The organism is Mesorhizobium sp. AR07 (assembly GCF_024746815.1).
Taxonomy (GTDB): domain Bacteria; phylum Pseudomonadota; class Alphaproteobacteria; order Rhizobiales; family Rhizobiaceae; genus Mesorhizobium.
In genome coordinates this window covers 2,660,239-2,673,805 of sequence record NZ_CP080525.1, presented here as the reverse complement: position 1 = coordinate 2,673,805, position 13,567 = coordinate 2,660,239, and the positions used below count along the sequence as shown (strand labels likewise).

22 protein-coding genes are annotated in these 13,567 nt (G+C 62.2%); 6 read left to right on the top strand and 16 right to left on the bottom strand.

The features are described from left to right. The first annotated feature begins 59 nt into the window (after positions 1-59). Both BPNPMPFG_RS13735 and BPNPMPFG_RS13730 read left to right on the top strand, forming a co-directional pair. Complete coding sequence (locus BPNPMPFG_RS13735) at positions 60-560, top strand: type III secretion system chaperone family protein (RefSeq protein ID WP_006202532.1); 501 nt, start codon at positions 60-62, stop codon at positions 558-560. A gap of 18 nt (positions 561-578) precedes the next feature. Next, positions 579-938: a tRNA-binding protein gene (locus BPNPMPFG_RS13730; protein ID WP_258595944.1), complete on the top strand. Its 360-nt coding sequence runs from the start codon at positions 579-581 to the stop codon at positions 936-938. Positions 939-1,162: 224 nt separating this feature from the next. On the opposite strand, the gene BPNPMPFG_RS13725 is transcribed toward BPNPMPFG_RS13730, so the two are convergent. The 4 genes from BPNPMPFG_RS13725 to BPNPMPFG_RS13710 form a co-directional block, all read right to left on the bottom strand. Beyond that, positions 1,163-2,185, bottom strand: coding sequence for a glycosyltransferase family 4 protein (locus BPNPMPFG_RS13725; protein ID WP_258595943.1), 1,023 nt, complete (start codon positions 2,183-2,185; stop codon positions 1,163-1,165). A 209-nt stretch (positions 2,186-2,394) separates the two neighbouring features. Continuing rightward, positions 2,395-3,810 carry an ATP-binding protein gene (locus tag BPNPMPFG_RS13720; RefSeq protein ID WP_258595942.1) on the bottom strand — a complete coding sequence of 472 codons (1,416 nt, stop codon included), beginning with the start codon at positions 3,808-3,810 and terminating at the stop codon, positions 2,395-2,397. A 51-nt stretch (positions 3,811-3,861) separates the two neighbouring features. Beyond that, positions 3,862-4,581 (bottom strand): response regulator, encoded by a 720-nt coding sequence (locus tag BPNPMPFG_RS13715; RefSeq protein ID WP_095090873.1) that lies wholly within the window; start codon positions 4,579-4,581, stop codon positions 3,862-3,864. Continuing rightward, a complete protein-coding gene (locus BPNPMPFG_RS13710) occupies positions 4,568-5,101 on the bottom strand; it encodes a MarR family winged helix-turn-helix transcriptional regulator (RefSeq protein WP_258596739.1) in 534 nt (177 codons plus the stop codon). Before BPNPMPFG_RS13710 ends, BPNPMPFG_RS13715 begins: the two co-directional genes overlap by 14 nt. Positions 5,102-5,348: 247 nt before the next feature. Here BPNPMPFG_RS13710 and BPNPMPFG_RS13705 point away from each other — a divergent pair, with 247 nt between their 5' ends. From BPNPMPFG_RS13705 to BPNPMPFG_RS13695, 3 genes are all read left to right on the top strand, one after another. Next, positions 5,349-6,242 carry a branched-chain amino acid aminotransferase gene (locus tag BPNPMPFG_RS13705; protein WP_258595941.1) on the top strand — a complete coding sequence of 298 codons (894 nt, stop codon included), beginning with the start codon at positions 5,349-5,351 and terminating at the stop codon, positions 6,240-6,242. Positions 6,243-6,387: 145 nt separating this feature from the next. Next, positions 6,388-6,705, top strand: a complete 318-nt coding sequence (locus BPNPMPFG_RS13700) for a hypothetical protein (protein ID WP_258595940.1) — start codon at positions 6,388-6,390, stop codon at positions 6,703-6,705. A 361-nt stretch (positions 6,706-7,066) separates the two neighbouring features. Next, a complete protein-coding gene (locus BPNPMPFG_RS13695) occupies positions 7,067-7,705 on the top strand; it encodes an MBL fold metallo-hydrolase (protein ID WP_258595939.1) in 639 nt (212 codons plus the stop codon). A 12-nt stretch (positions 7,706-7,717) separates the two neighbouring features. Here the strand turns inward: BPNPMPFG_RS13695 and BPNPMPFG_RS13690 are convergent, their stop codons facing one another. The 6 genes from BPNPMPFG_RS13690 to BPNPMPFG_RS13665 form a co-directional block, all read right to left on the bottom strand. Beyond that, positions 7,718-8,371, bottom strand: a complete 654-nt coding sequence (locus BPNPMPFG_RS13690) for an IS630 family transposase (RefSeq protein ID WP_495885005.1) — start codon at positions 8,369-8,371, stop codon at positions 7,718-7,720. Beyond that, positions 8,277-8,669 (bottom strand): IS630 transposase-related protein, encoded by a 393-nt coding sequence (locus BPNPMPFG_RS13685; protein ID WP_258592109.1) that lies wholly within the window; start codon positions 8,667-8,669, stop codon positions 8,277-8,279. The genes BPNPMPFG_RS13690 and BPNPMPFG_RS13685 overlap by 95 nt, the downstream gene beginning before the upstream one ends. A gap of 168 nt (positions 8,670-8,837) precedes the next feature. Further along, complete coding sequence (locus BPNPMPFG_RS13680) at positions 8,838-9,266, bottom strand: BA14K family protein (protein WP_258595938.1); 429 nt, start codon at positions 9,264-9,266, stop codon at positions 8,838-8,840. Between the two features lie 185 nt (positions 9,267-9,451). Further along, complete coding sequence (locus tag BPNPMPFG_RS13675) at positions 9,452-9,664, bottom strand: cold-shock protein (RefSeq protein WP_013530020.1); 213 nt, start codon at positions 9,662-9,664, stop codon at positions 9,452-9,454. 342 nt (positions 9,665-10,006) lie between these two features. Beyond that, a complete protein-coding gene (locus BPNPMPFG_RS13670; RefSeq protein WP_006202520.1) occupies positions 10,007-10,219 on the bottom strand; it encodes a cold-shock protein in 213 nt (70 codons plus the stop codon). 140 nt (positions 10,220-10,359) lie between these two features. Beyond that, entirely contained in the window at positions 10,360-10,623 is a 264-nt protein-coding gene (locus tag BPNPMPFG_RS13665; protein WP_258595933.1) for a hypothetical protein, read from the bottom strand. A gap of 118 nt (positions 10,624-10,741) precedes the next feature. Here BPNPMPFG_RS13665 and BPNPMPFG_RS13660 point away from each other — a divergent pair, with 118 nt between their 5' ends. Continuing rightward, a complete protein-coding gene (locus BPNPMPFG_RS13660) occupies positions 10,742-11,143 on the top strand; it encodes a Kazal-type serine protease inhibitor family protein (protein WP_258595931.1) in 402 nt (133 codons plus the stop codon). On the opposite strand, the gene BPNPMPFG_RS13655 is transcribed toward BPNPMPFG_RS13660, so the two are convergent. The 6 genes from BPNPMPFG_RS13655 to BPNPMPFG_RS13630 form a co-directional block, all read right to left on the bottom strand. Further along, positions 11,113-11,772 (bottom strand): flavodoxin family protein, encoded by a 660-nt coding sequence (locus tag BPNPMPFG_RS13655; protein ID WP_258595929.1) that lies wholly within the window; start codon positions 11,770-11,772, stop codon positions 11,113-11,115. The two genes, BPNPMPFG_RS13660 and BPNPMPFG_RS13655, sit on opposite strands and share 31 nt — an antisense overlap. A gap of 110 nt (positions 11,773-11,882) precedes the next feature. Next, positions 11,883-12,107 (bottom strand): hypothetical protein, encoded by a 225-nt coding sequence (locus tag BPNPMPFG_RS13650; protein ID WP_258595927.1) that lies wholly within the window; start codon positions 12,105-12,107, stop codon positions 11,883-11,885. A gap of 110 nt (positions 12,108-12,217) precedes the next feature. Beyond that, complete coding sequence (locus tag BPNPMPFG_RS13645) at positions 12,218-12,355, bottom strand: hypothetical protein (RefSeq protein WP_164482279.1); 138 nt, start codon at positions 12,353-12,355, stop codon at positions 12,218-12,220. A 143-nt stretch (positions 12,356-12,498) separates the two neighbouring features. Then, a complete protein-coding gene (locus BPNPMPFG_RS13640) occupies positions 12,499-12,765 on the bottom strand; it encodes a hypothetical protein (RefSeq protein ID WP_258595926.1) in 267 nt (88 codons plus the stop codon). Beyond that, positions 12,762-13,031, bottom strand: coding sequence for a hypothetical protein (locus tag BPNPMPFG_RS13635; RefSeq protein WP_258595924.1), 270 nt, complete (start codon positions 13,029-13,031; stop codon positions 12,762-12,764). Before BPNPMPFG_RS13635 ends, BPNPMPFG_RS13640 begins: the two co-directional genes overlap by 4 nt. A gap of 245 nt (positions 13,032-13,276) precedes the next feature. Next, positions 13,277-13,483 carry a cold-shock protein gene (locus BPNPMPFG_RS13630; protein WP_258595923.1) on the bottom strand — a complete coding sequence of 69 codons (207 nt, stop codon included), beginning with the start codon at positions 13,481-13,483 and terminating at the stop codon, positions 13,277-13,279. Positions 13,484-13,567: the final 84 nt, after the last annotated feature.

Genomic DNA, 13,567 nt, shown 5'->3' with positions numbered 1-13,567 from the left:
TGTGTGTGCCCTCCCGCGGAGCGTGTGGCGGCGCTCCTCAGAACGACAGGAAGCATTCCATGGAACTTCTCGAACTCGAATTCTCCCGCGAAATCCATCCGGTGGATGTCATCGAGCAGGTTGCCCACAACAACGACTGGTCCTTTGAGCGGGCCGGCGACGACGAGATTTCGATCTCGGTTGCCGGCAGCTGGACAGACTATCACGTGTCCTTCTCGTGGATGGAGGATTTCGAGGCGCTGCATCTGGCCTGCGCCTTTGACATCAAGGTGCCGGAGGCACGCGCGCTGGAAGTGATGCGGCTGCTGTCGCTCATCAACGAACAGATGCTGTTCGGCCATTTCGACCTCTGGGAGCAGGAAGGCGCGATCATGTTCCGCCAGTCGCTGCTGCTGGCCGGCGGAGTCGAGCCGTCGAGCCAGCAGGTCGAGGTGCTGCTGTCGTCGGCGCTGGAAGCCTGCGAATGCTACTTCCAGGCCTTCCAGTTCGTCGTCTGGTCGGGAACCTCGGCCAAGGATGCGCTGGCGGGCGTGCTGTTCGAGACCTACGGCAACGCCTGAGCCCTACGGTAGGCAGAGATGAGTTCGAGCAGCGAGCGCAAGCCCGAGATCAGTTTCGCCGACTTCGATCGTGTCGACATCCGCGCCGGCACGATCGTCGAGGCAGAGCCGTTCCCCGAGGCGCGCAAGCCGGCGTTCAAACTGAAGATCGATTTCGGCGCCGGCATCGGCATCAAGAAATCGTCGGCGCAGATCACCAAATACTATATGCCCGAGACACTGATCGGCCGACAGGTGTTTGCGGTGGTCAATTTCCCACCGCGCCAGATCGGCCCGTTCATGTCGGAAGTGCTGACGCTCGGCTTTCCCGACGAAGAGGGCGCCGTGGTGCTCGGCGCCATCGAGCGAAAGGTGCCGGATGGCGGGCGGCTGTTTTAGAGAAAACCACCGCCTCGTTCCTTCACGCCCCCCTCTGGCCTGCCGGCCATCTCCCCCCAAGGGGAGATCAGGAGCCGCGTCCTCACTGTTTTTTCTTCAACGTTGAAAATTGGCGAAAACAATCGTGACGTCCAATCTCCCCCCTTGAGGGGGAGATGTCCGGCAGGACAGAGGGGGGCGCTGTCCCGCTACGGTTCCGACAACCTAGTGCTGTTGCAGGTCAGTCAGGCGGCCAGTTTCGTCGTTTTGCCCAATGCCTCCTCGACCGTGTCGAGAAACATTTCCGCGCAGGCTTTCCAGCTGTAGCGCATGGCGCGCTCGCGTGCCTGGGCGCGGTCGACATTGAGGGCGGCAAGCGCCGCCTCGCGCAGGTCGTTCGAGACCGCGCCGCCAAAACCGTCGCCGATGATGTCGATCGGCCCGGTCACCGGATAGGCGGCGACCGGCGTGCCGCTGGCGAGTGCTTCGATGATGACGTTGCCGAAGGTGTCGGTGCGGCTGGGGAAGACGAAGACATCGGCCGAGGCGTAGATCTCGGCCAGTTCGTCATTGGGGCGGTGGCCGAGGAAATGCGCTTGCGGGTATTTCGCCTTGAGCTTGGCGAGTTCAGGACCCTCGCCGACGATCACCTTGCTGCCCGGCATGTCGAGGTCGAGGAAGGCGCTCAGGTTCTTTTCGATGGCGACGCGGCCGACGCAGAGGAAGATCGGACCGGGGAAGCCGAGGTCCTTCTTCTTGTCCGGCCGGAAATGGTCGGTGTCGACGCCGCGCGTCCAGGGCCTCAGCTTGTTGAAGCCGCGCGCCGAAAGGTCGTCGGCGAGCGACTGGGTGGCGACCAGCGTGCCCTGGCCGGAATTGTGGAAATCGCGCAACCAGCGATAGGCCCAGCTTTCCGGCACCGGCAGGCGGGCGCTCAGATATTCGGGAAAGCGCGTGTGATAGCTGGTGGTGAACGGCCGGCCAGCGTTGCGGCAATAGCGCCGCGCCATGATGCCGAGCGGACCCTCGGTGACGATATGGATGTGGTCCGCCTTGCGCGTGTCGATCAGGCGCGCGACATGGCCGGGGGTGGTCAGCGCCAGGCGGATGTCGGGATAGGTCGGCAAGGGCAGCGTGCGAAAGATGTTCGGTGTCAGGAAATCCAATTCGACGTCGAAGGATTTCAGCGATTCAGCAAGCCGCTCCAGCGTGTGGACGACGCCATTGACCTGCGGGCGCCAGGCGTCGGTGACCATCAATATGCGCATGGCGGCCCTTTGCAGGAAAGGTCGACGGTTGCCTTGAGACGATGCTGGAACGGCGACCAGCCTGCTGCGCTCGCTTCGCTCCAGCGCACCCGGGCGGGCACGGGGTCGAAGTGAGGCGGCAAGCTCGAATCAATTGACGTCGCGCGCTTCATGCGCGCTCTTCCACCATGGTTTCATGACGTGCCGATGAAGCCCCGTCTTTTCGCCAATTAGGCCGGAACCTTGATGACGGCGCGCAGGCCGCCGAGCGGACTGTCGTCGAGGGTGATGTCGCCGCCGTGGCTGCGGGCGATGTCGCGGGCGATCGACAGGCCGAGCCCGGTGCCGCTGGCATCGAGGTTGCGCGCCTCGTCAAGCCGCACGAAGGGTTTGAACACGTCTTCGCGCCTGTCGGCGGGTATGCCCGGACCGTCATCGTCGATGGTGACCAGCAGCGAGCCGCGGCCATGGTCGGCGTTGACCTCCACCGTCCTGGCATAGCGGAAGGCGTTGCCGATGACGTTGGACATCAACCGGGCAAAGGCGTTCGGCCGCACATGCACATCGCGGTCGCCGGTGAGCGTCGTCGACAGCTTGCGCTTGCGCAGCCTGGCCTCTTCACCGAGTTTCCGGAAATAGGCTTCGAGATCGAAACGCCCAGCGTCCTCCGAGGCCTCGCCACGGGCAAAGGCGAGATAGCCTTCGAGCATCGACTGCATGTCGTCGATGTCCTGGTCGAGTGCTGCCTTGCTTTCGGTCTTGCCGCCGGCCAGCGCCAGCTGCAGCTTGAAGCGGGTGAGGATGGTTCTGAGGTCATGGCTGACGCCGGTCAGCATGGCGGTGCGCTGTTCGATCTGGCGTTCGATGCGCTCGCGCATCTGGATGAAGGCAAAGCCGGCGCGGCGAACCTCCTCGGCGCCGCGCGGCCGGAAATCGCGCGGCATCGGCCGGCCCTTGCCGAAGCTTTCGGCGGCTTCGGCGAGCGTCAGGATCGGCCGGATCTGGTTGCGCAGGAAGGGGATGGCGATCATCAGAAGCACCAGCGAGGTGCCGACCATCCAGATCAGGAAGATGTGGGTGTTCGAGGCATAGGCCTGGCTGCGGCGCACGAAGACGCGCAGCACCTTGTTCTCGAGCTGGACGCGTACCTCGACGATGTTGGAATTGCCGACCGTGTCGATCCAGAACGGACGGTTGATCTGCCTTGTGATCTCGGACGACAGGGCCTCGTCGAGGATCGAGAAGAACGGTTTGGGTCCTGGCGGCGGCAGCGGATCGGGCGGCAACAGGTCGATCTTCAACTGCATGCGGTCCTGCGCGACGCGGATGATGTTGGCGTAGTCGGCATCGTGCGGATAGGTTTCCATCATGTCGATGATGGCGGCGATGTCGCGCACGGTGGCTTGCGACAGGCGCTGCGTCACGGTTGCCCAATGGCGCTCCATGAAGACGAAGGCGACGACCGATTGCAGCAGGATCATCGGCGCGATGACGATGATCAGCGAGCGGGCATAGAGCCGCTTGGGCATATACAGCGAAACCAGGCGCCAGAACCGATTCCAGGCGCGCGGCACCGTCTTCAGCGTCCGCATGGCGCGTGCGCTCAAGCCGCGAGTTTCCGGCTGTTCCAGTTCCGTGGTTGCCATTCGATCTTTTCGCTCACGCGCGGCCGGTCCAGCCGGCCGCAGGGCGGCATTCTATTCCACGCTGAGCCGATACCCAATACCGCGCACGGTCTGCAGCCAGACCGGGTTGGACGGATCGCGCTCGATCTTGCGGCGCAGCCGGTTGATCTGCACGTCGATGGTGCGCTCGCCGACTTCGGAATCGTCACCGACAAGCTCGTGGCGCGGGATGGTTTCGCCGGCCCGTGCCGCGAAGATCGCCAGGATCTCCTGCTCGCGGTCGGTCAGCTTCAGCGCTTCGCCGCCACGCTTCAATTCGCGCCTGGCGATCTGGAAGGTGTAGGGACCGAAGACCAGCTGCTCGACCTTGGGCGTGGTCGCCGGACCGCCGCGGCGCAGGATGTTGTTGATGCGCAGGATCAGCTCGCGCGGATCGAACGGTTTTGGCAGATAGTCGTCGGCGCCGGCTTCGAGCCCGGTGATGCGGCTGTCGGTTTCCGACAGCGCCGTCAGCATCAGGATCGGCACGTTCTTTTCGGCCCGCAGAGACTTGGTCAGGTCGACGCCCGTTTCGCCGGGCATCATCACGTCGAGGATCAGAAGATCGAAGTCGAGGCCGGCAAGCTTGCGCCTGGCTTCGCCGGCGTTGCCGGCGACGGTGACACGAAAACCGTTCTCGGTCAGATACTGCTTGAGGAGATTGCGGATACGGGTGTCGTCGTCGACCACCAGCAGATGCGGCGCGTCGTCGTCGGGTGCGGCCGCGTGATCTACCCTTTCAGTGCTCTCCATGGCTTTTCCCTGACATTTTTGCGGACCCAACGTCGATCTGCGCCCTCAGTTCCGGATTGACCATCGCTTCGAGGAAGCGTTCCACCAAGGTCCGTTCGGTGGCGCCGGAATCCTCCAATGCAGCATGGATGCGGCGCGACTGTGGCCGTGCCAGCGCCAACGCCAGCGCCCGGCCCTTGGCTGTCGGATAGAGTTCGCGCTGGCGGCGGTCGCGCGGCCCCTGCAACTGCACGACGTGGTCGGTGTCGATCAGTTGCTTGAGCACGCGCGCCAGGCTCTGCTTGGTGATCTTCAGCACCTCGAGCAGTTCGGCGACCGTCAGCCCCGGCCTGCGGTTGACAAAATGCAGCACCCGGTGATGGGCGCGGCCGAAGCCGTAATCGGCCAGGATCTGGTCCGGATCGGAGGTGAAATCGCGATAGGCGAAGAAGAACAGTTCGATGATGGCGAAATCGATGCCGTCCTCGTCGGTGATCGCCGTCCTGATCGGTTTCCCGGCTGCGTGGCTTCGATCCGTCATCATTTCTCCGTGGGAAAGGGAGATTATGTCAGTACTATTGACGTAATTTCCCTGCAATGGTAATTTTTGACAAGCTTTTGGGCGGATTGCGAACGAAAAGGCAAGGGAAGCCGGTTTTTCCGGAACTTCCTGAGTTTGCCAGAGCTCAATTATCCGCTTACGCTTCTGAACAAAGGCCACCTTGCCCGGCCGACGCGAAACACACAACGACACAACACTATCGGGCTGCCGCCCGCGGGAGGTTACCATGGCATCCGTTCCCTTCGATCAACTGGACGGCTTCATCTGGATGAATGGCGAGTTCGTCCAATGGGGCGACGCCAAGATCCATGTGCTGACCCACGGCCTGCACTACGCCAGCGCCGTCTTCGAGGGCGAGCGCGCCTATGGCGGCGAGATCTTCAAGTTGAACGACCACACCGAGCGCCTGCACGAATCGGCGCGCCTGCTCGGCTTCAAGATTCCCTATTCGGTGGCCGAGCTCAACGACGCCTCGACCATGCTTTTGAAGAAGCAGGGTTTCCAGGACGCCTATGTCAGGCCGATCGCCTGGCGCGGCAGCGAGCAGATGGGCGTTTCGGCGCAGAACAACCGCATCAACTGCGCCATCGCCATCTGGCAATGGCCAAGCTATTTCGATCCGGCACAGAAGCTGAAAGGCATCCGCCTCGACATGGCGGAGTGGCGCCGGCCCGACCCGCGCACCGCGCCCTCCAAATCGAAGGCCGCCGGCCTCTACATGATCTGTACCATGTCCAAGCACGCCGCCGAGGCCAAAGGCTATGCCGACGCCATGATGCTCGACTGGCGTGGCCAGGTCGCCGAAGCAACCGGCGCCAACATCTTCTTTGTCAAGGACGGCAAGATCCACACGCCCGAGCCCGACTGCTTCCTCGACGGCATCACCCGCCGCACGGTCATTGGCCTGGCCAAGGACCGCGGCCTGGAGGTGATCGAACGGGCCATCATGCCGGAAGAGCTGGAAGGCTTCGAGCAATGCTTCCTGACCGGGACGGCAGCGGAAGTGACGCCGGTTTCCGAGATCGGACCTTACCGATTCGAGGTCGGTGAAATCGCCAAGAACCTTATGAACGACTATTCTGCAGCGGTTCAGCCCAAGCACGCGATCGCCGCAGAATAACGAAAGTCACAGCTTTTCGAGCAAGCAGGGGCGGTTTTCGGGCCGCCCCTTTTATTTCAGCGTTTCTGCATTTGACTTTCGTCCAATTCGGCGTCTCATGATGGTGTCGGCCCGGGAGGCTGGCAGCTATGGAGGGACTAATCATATGGACATGAACACGCTTCTTCCGATCATCATACAGGTGATTACAGGCGTCATCGGTGGTCAGGCGGTCGGTGCGGCGCTCAAGACGGCGGCGATGGGTCAGCTTCCCAAAATCCTGGGCGGAGCCATTGGCGGCGTCGGCGGCGCGGCGATCCTCGGCAGCCTGCTTGGCGGTGGCGCGGTCGATCCGGCCGCGGCCGCGGCCGCGACGAGCGGTCTCGGCAGCGCGCTGAACCTCAACAACATCATCGGCGGCGCCGGCGGTGGCGCGATCCTGACCGGCATTCTCGGCGCGGTCATGGGCGCCATGAAGAAGTAAGCCATTCGAGCCTGTTCCATCCCGACGGTATCGGGATGGGGCTCTCTTTCTTGTTTGAGCATGATCTCTGGACAAAACGGTTTTCCGTTTGTCCGAGAAAACCGGTTTCCACTTTTCGGGGTCATGCTCTCAGGCTTTTCAAATGGGCGGCTTCGGCCGCCCATTTTCGTTTTCAGAGCGACTGACTGTTCGTCTTTCGAGGGATGGACGCCCTTCGTCTGCGGCTCCAGAGCGGTTCATCGTTTCTTGAGAAACGCCGAACCGCTCTGTCTCTTTGTTGACGCAATTCCGGACGGAAAAACCGTTTCACACTTTTCCTGGAATTGCTCTAAATCTCGCCTCATACAGCGAAAGGACGATCATGGGTCAGCTCAATGCCGGCATCGTGCCGGTCACACCGTTCCAGCAGAATTGCACGATCCTGTTCGACATGGACGACAAGCATGGTGTCGTCGTCGATCCGGGCGGCGACATCGATAAGGTGCTGGCGGTGCTGAAGGACAATGCGATCACGGCCGGAGCGATCTGGATCACCCACGGCCATATCGACCATGCCGGCGGCGCGATGGAATTGAAGGAGGCGCTCGGCGTCGACATCATCGGCCCGCATGAGGCCGACAAAGCGCTGCTCGACAATCTGGAAAACCAGGGCAGGCGTTACGGCATCGCCGGCGCGCGCGACTGCGTGCCCGACCGGTTCCTCACCGAAGGCGAGACCGTGTCGTTCGGCTCGCATCTGTTCGAGGTGCTGCATTGCCCCGGGCACGCGCCTGGCCACGTCGTCTACTACAATCGCGCGGCCAAGTTCGCCCATGTCGGCGACGTGCTGTTTCGCGGCTCGGTCGGCCGCACCGACCTGCCCGGCGGCGACCATGCGGCACTGATCGCCTCGATCAAGGACAAGCTCCTGCCGCTCGGCGACGATATCGGCTTCATCTGCGGCCACGGTCCCGGTGGACGCTTCGGCGAAGAGCGGCGGACGAATCCGTTTTTGACTTAAAGCGTGTCGCGATTAATTGGCCTCATATCCGGCAGCCTTGAAGAAGTTTCTGCATTCGGCTGGCTCGAACAGGTGGCAGATATCGCCGAGAGCGTCGCAGAGGGCATCGAAAGTTCTGGCCGCCTTCTTTCGCAGCCGCGCCTTGAGTTTTGAGTAGGCCATCTCGATCGGATTGAGATCGGGTGAGTATGGCGGCAGGAACAGGAGCCATGCGCCCCTTTGGCGAACCAGTTGGGCAGCGCGCTCGTTCTTGTGGAAGCCGACATTATCGAGAATGACGACATCGCCGGGCGACAGTTCGGGAGCGAGCTGCGTTTCGACGTAGCGTTCGAAGATGGCGGCATTCATCGGCGCGTTGACGATCCACGGCGCGACAAGACCGTGACATCGCAGCCCGGCGATGAAGGTCTGCGTCTGCCATTTGCCGAATGGCGCATGCGTCCTGAAGCGCTCGCCCTTCGGCGCCCAGCCGGTGCGTTTGGTCAGTTTGGTATTGGTCGACGTCTCATCGATGAAGATCAGCCGCGCCAAAGCCTTGTTGAAGAAGCGCTTTCGCCGCCCGATCCACAGTTCACGCGCCTGGCGCACGTCGGCCCGCTGCTGCTCGCTGGCCAGTAGAGTTTTTTTTATGACTGAGCCCAAGGCGATTGAGCAGGCGACCGACATTGGAGCGGTGCACGCTCACCCCGCGCACCTCCAGCTCGACGCAAAGCTCATCTAGCGTCAGTTCGCCGGTCTCGGCCAACCGCGAGCGGACAAACTCGGCATGCGGCTCAAGCTTGCCGCCGCCCACATGGCCCTGCCGACGCGCTTCAAGCGAACCGGTCTGCCGCCGCAGGTTGATCAGATTGTTCACAAAGCGAGGCGAAACGCGGAAATGGCGCGCAGCCTCGCGGTGACCATGTCCCTCATCGACATACGCAACAACACGCCGACGCAACTCAAGCGGTAGCGGCTTGCCCATCGCGGTCTCCTTTCAGCCGCAATGAATCACGAACTCAAATCTATGGGAATCCTGAATCCCTTAAATCGCGACACGCTTTAGACTAAAGGAACTCTGGGCGGCCAAAGCCGAATAACAAAAAAGCGCCGACCTTTCAGCCAGCGCTTTTTTGTTTGGGGCAGGGAAGCCTCAGTTGGCCGTGCAGAAATGCTGTTCGCCGTCATTGCCGGTGAACGTGCCGGTGCGGGCGTTGAAGCTGCGGTAGCGGTCCGAGCAGTATTCGTACCAGCCACGGGTCCACGGCTCGGCGTAGCCTTCATTGTAGACAACCCTCGGCTCCGCATAATAGCGACGGATCGGTGCCGGACGCACCCGCACATCACGATCGTAGTAACCGTCATCGTAGTAGCGGTCGGCTTCAGGCGGCGGCTGGTCATTGGCCAACGCGCCACCGATCAGCGCCCCGGCGGCGAGGCCGAGGACGCCGGCGGCAATCGCATCGCCGTTGCCGTGATGGCCATGACGGCGCCAGTCACGCGCGTTGGCGGCGGGCAAGGTCGCCAGCGTGGCGGCGACCACGGCGGCGGACAGGACTGCGGTCTTGAAAATTCGGTTCATGTCGGTCTCCTTCGTGCCGGCCCGTGCAGTTCTGGGATGCGGTCCGGCTTTACCCAAGACTAATATGCGACCGTGGCTGAACGGGGGCTGAACGGATTTCGACGCGTCAATGTCAAACAGGCGTAGAAGATCACGCACTCAAGGGAGCGGTCCTGCCGCGGCCGTCGTCTATCCGAGGGCCGAACTCAGCCGACGGACAGATTGACGGCCTTGGGGCCCTTGCCACGCTTGTCCGGTTCGGTGTCAAAGGACACTTTCTGGCCGTCCTCGAGACCGGGAAGACCCGACGCCTGCACGGCTGAGATATGGACGAAAACATCCTTCGCGCCATCATCGGGCGTGATGAAGCCGAAGCCCTTGGCATGGTTGAAGAATTTGACGGTGCCGGTCTGCGGCATGGGAAGCTCCTTTGATCCCATAAAGTCCAGTCTCGGGCCGGCAAATGCCCGAGTGGAAATTTGTCCTTTATTTTAGCGCCATCGGCAAGAGAAAGTTTTGCGGGCCCTAAGGCGCGCCGCGTTTGAAGGGATTCAGACGAGGTGGTTTTAAGTCTTTGTTTTTATGCATGTCGCTCAAAACCGCTGCGCACTCTTGAGCGACATGCGTTGGGCCGCACGCTCGGCACGAAAAAGGCGCGACGAAAGCCGCCGCGCCTTTCAAAACTCAAACCCCTCTCCAAGCCAGGTCCAGGCATTGGAGCCTCCGTCGCGCGTCCGGGAGACGTGCGGCGTGCCGATGGCTCAGGCAGCGCGGAGGTTGACGGCCTTGGGGCCCTTGCCCATGCGATCCGGCTCGACATCGAAGGTGACCTTCTGGCCGTCGACGAGCGTACGCAAGCCGGAGGCCTCGATCGCGGAGATATGGACGAACACATCCTTGGCGCCGCCATCGGGCGTGATGAAACCGAAGCCTTTGGTCGCGTTGAAGAATTTAACGGTGCCGGTCTGGGCCATTGGGGAAACTCCTTCACCCGTTCAGTCTTTGTTGGTCCTGCCCGCCGCCTGGCGCAATGGGCAAGTCCCGGTGGTTGCTTCGGCAGTCATGCATTGGCGCATGGTCAAACCCCCCGCCGAAAAACGGGGCCGTCAGAGATTCACAGTATCGGGGAAAGGTCGTCCAAAACGTTCCGCTCTCCGGGTCGCAAATGCCCGAACACGGAATTTATTGCACGGAAACGTGAACGTTGCAAGATACCGCCGCGGGCCGCCGCACTGGGCGCATCCCGACGCATGAATCGACTGACCTGAGCATCGTTCGGCTCGGCATAGGCTTGGTTGCCGGTCGGGTCATCGGCCAGAACCGGGCCACGAATGGGCCAGATATTGTGGTCGCCAGTGTCGGGGCTGATGCCGGCCACGGCCAGGCATGGTTTCCAGCGGCGAGGCTGCTAACGGGGTTGCATTTGGCAAGGGATTGATGAGGATCGTCTTTCCGGGACGGGATCGGGCCGGGACGGGATCGGGGGAGAGATCAACATGAAGTTTCTGGCGGCAATCTTTTCGCGGCAAGGTTTTGCCGTCCTGTTCCTGTCGGCAATTCTTGCCGCCTGCACCGTCGTCGTCGATGACGGACCGGGGCCACGTCCGCCACGGCCCGAACCGCAATACTGCAGCAAGCAGTACGAGCCGGTCTGCGCCCGGCGCGGCGGTGACCGCCAGACCTTCGCCAATGCCTGCCTTGCCGACCGCGCCGACTACCGTATCGTGCGCGACGGCCCATGCCGCGGCGGGGGTGGTGGCGGTGGCGAGGAACAGACATTCTGCACCCGCGAATACGCTCCCGTGTGCGCCCGCCGGCATGGCGAGATGCGCACCTTCCCCAATGCCTGCGAAGCCCGCGCCGCGGATTACCGCGTCGTTGGCGATGGACAGTGCTGAGGCAGATAGCGCCACTTGTCCACCCCAACATAGGCCTTGCTCTTCAGAAGGGCGGCCAGATGGGCGGCATTTGACGCGGCCATCTCGATCATGCCGGCGACCTTTTCGGGGGTCTTAGGCAGGTCGACATAGTTCACGTCGCCCATCGCCTCACCGACCCAGTAGACGCCGCCATTGGCCGGGATGGTAAAGCCGACATCGTTGAGCGACTGGAAGCATTCGGCGTGGCAATGATGCGCACCGTCCTCATTGCCGACGATCGCCACCAGCGCCACCTTGCCGGCGGCCGGCATGCGACCCTTGTCGTCGGTTTCCGAGAGAAAGGCGTCCATGCGCTCCATGACGCGCTTGGCGACGCTCGACGGCTGGCCCATCCAGATCGGCAGGCCGAGGATGAAGATATCAGCGGCGATGATCTTCGCGCGCAGCTTCGGCCAGGCGTCACCCTTGCCCATGTCGGACAGCACGCCGGGCTTGATGTCATGGTCGAGGGCCCTGACGATCTCGCCCTTCACGCCATGCGGTTTCAAGGCCGAAAACAGGTCGGCGATGATCTTGTCGGTGGAGGATTTTCCCTTGTCGCCGGAGGCTTTCAGCGAGCAGTTGAGGGCAAAGGCGGTAAGGGACACAGCGCGGGCTCCTGCATTTGGTTGTGCAGGCTCAACGTCGCGAGGCGCTTACGGTTGCGCGCGGATCGCACCTCAAGAGGTTGGTGAAAGGTGGGAAAGCGCGGCGGCTCTCATACCTCCGCCGGATACGCTCCATCGGCCGGGCCGGCGTAAAGCTCGCTGCCATCTTCGTCGGAAATGCACAGGCGATCGGGGATTTGCGGCATGGCCAGCGTGTGGAACAGCGCGGTGGCGCCCTGCAGTGCGGCGCGCAGATTCGGCGCTTCCAGCGACACCTTGTCGAGCGTGGCTTCGTCGGCGTCGCGCGACCGGTAGAACTCGATGACGAAGTTCAAGCGCGCCTCCGTGGTGCGGCAAAGCGTTGCGCGGGCCTGTTCAGTCAGTCCGTCGCCTCACACAGCCCTCACACAGGGCGACGGAGAGGGCGCACAAGGCGCCCCTGGCGTCAGCCCTTCGACTTTGGCTTCAGGCTGCTCTCCGCCTGCTTGACCGACGAGCCGAAGGGGGAGGCGGGCTTGGCCACGACCTTGTCCTTCTTCGGCTTTCGCGTTTCGCGGTTGCTTCGCTGTTGACCCTTGGACATGTCGTGCTCCTGCTGCGTTTTGGCCTGGCTTTGCTAAGGCGCGTCGCGTCTAACCCGGTTCAGCCGACGCGCGTTAAGTCGTTGTTTTGTACATGTCGCTGTCCCAAAACCGCTGGGCACTTTTGGGCGACATGCACGAGGTCTCAGACGACCGGATTGTCAGCGACAACCGGATTGTCGGCCGGTTCGAGATTGTCTTCGGTGGTGACCCGTTCATGGGTCTCCTGTTCGCTGCGGATGCGGTACTGCGGCGAGCCGTCCTTGACCGGCAGCCTGCTCTTGATCTGGAACAGTTCCGCGGTCTTCTGGACGAGGCCGGTGCGGCTCTTCATGCGCACGGTCTGTCCGACGGCAAAGAGATGCGACGGCGTGTCGGTGCGCGGGCGCGCATTCTGCTGGAAACGGATCATGCTGCATTCTCCCTGTCGCGCTTCAGCGCTGTTTCGAGTTCGACGTAATCGATGGCGACAAGCTGGCTGGTGGTCGGGTTCTTCACCGTCCTTGCCGGCAGGTGGATGAAGGTGGCGACGCGGCGCCAGGCAAGCCGCGACATGCCCTCGATCACCTCTTCGTCGTGATCGATGTCGTAGTCGCCGGCCGGCAATTGTCCTTCCAGTCCGCCGAGCACGAAGGGTGCCGCGAAATGGGCGATGGAGTGGGTGGTGCGGTCCGGCATTGTCTTAACCTTGATGTTTTCCGGAAAGCGTTCGCGCCTCGCGGCGCCTCTCTATCTCTTTGTTTTGACGCAATTCCGGACAGAAAACCGTTTCACACTTTTCCTGGAATTGCTCTAGAACGGCCGCCTGAAAGCAAAAAAGCGGGGACGAGCCCCGCTTTCCTATTTCCGGCAATCGCTGGAAATAAGCCGATTTCGAGAGCTGCCAGTACATCCGTGGTCAGCGTTCATCGAATTCGGCCGGATCAGATCAGTTGCAGATTGGCGGCCGACTCGCGGCCCTTGGTGTCACGCTCCAACTCGAACTGCAGTTTTTGGCCTTCGGCGAGACCGGGGAAGCCGGCCCGCTCCAACGCGCTGACGTGGACGAAAACGTCCTTACCGCCATCGGCCGGCTGAATGAAGCCGAAGCCCTTCTGGCCATTGTAGAACTTCACGGTTCCGGTGTTCATGTGTGTCTTTCGAAGAATGAGACATGGTCGCGGAGCGAATATGCTGTGCGCCCGGTATCGATGATTTGGAATGAGATTGGCGGG